Origin of the sequence: Paraburkholderia sp. RL17-368-BIF-A (assembly GCF_046054045.1) — a bacterium.
GTDB classification, from domain to species: Bacteria; Pseudomonadota; Gammaproteobacteria; order Burkholderiales; family Burkholderiaceae; genus Paraburkholderia; species Paraburkholderia graminis.
Window position 1 is genome coordinate 1 of the sequence record NZ_JARESN010000043.1, and the last position, 620, is coordinate 620.

Sequence of the window (620 nt, forward strand, 5' to 3'; positions counted from 1 at the left end):
GACACCACGAGCTACGCGCTCGTCGTACTCGATCTCGGCCTGCCGCGCGTGTCCGGCATGGATCTGCTCAAGCGAATCCGCGACGCCGGCAACGACGTGCCGGTGCTTGTGCTGACGGCACGCGGCACGGTGGTGGACCGCGTGGGCGGTCTGGAGGCCGGCGCGGACGATTACCTCGGCAAGCCCTTCGACCTCACGGAACTGACGGCCCGTTGCCGCGCCCTGCTTCGCCGCGCGCAAGGCCGCAGCGTCGAGCTGATCCGCTATGGCGATCTCACGGTGAACCCCGCGGCGCAAACGGCCCAGGTTGCCGGCACCCGGGTGCCGCTCACGTCGCGCGAATGGGCAATCCTGCTGCAATTGCTGACCAACCAGGGCATTCCGCAGTCGCGTTCGCGGCTCGAAGAAAGCCTGTATGGCTGGCAGCAGGAAATCGAAAGCAATGCAATCGAGGTGCACATCTCGAACCTTCGCAGAAAGCTTGGCGCAAAGCTCATACGAACCGTGCGCAATATCGGCTACGTGGTGGAGAAAGAGTAAATGAGCGCATCCATTCGCAGGCGGCTCATGCTGCTCGTGCTCGGCAGCATCGCGGCGGTCTGGGCGATTGCGCTTGCGTC

At 64.7% G+C, this 620-nt stretch carries 1 protein-coding gene; it reads left to right on the plus strand.

Features of this window, described 5'->3' with window-relative positions; genetic code table 11:
- The coding region (locus tag P0D87_RS31535; protein ID WP_408637124.1) for a winged helix-turn-helix domain-containing protein at nt 1-540 on the plus strand (540 nt) is incomplete at its 5' end.
- Nucleotides 541-620 lie beyond the last annotated feature (80 nt).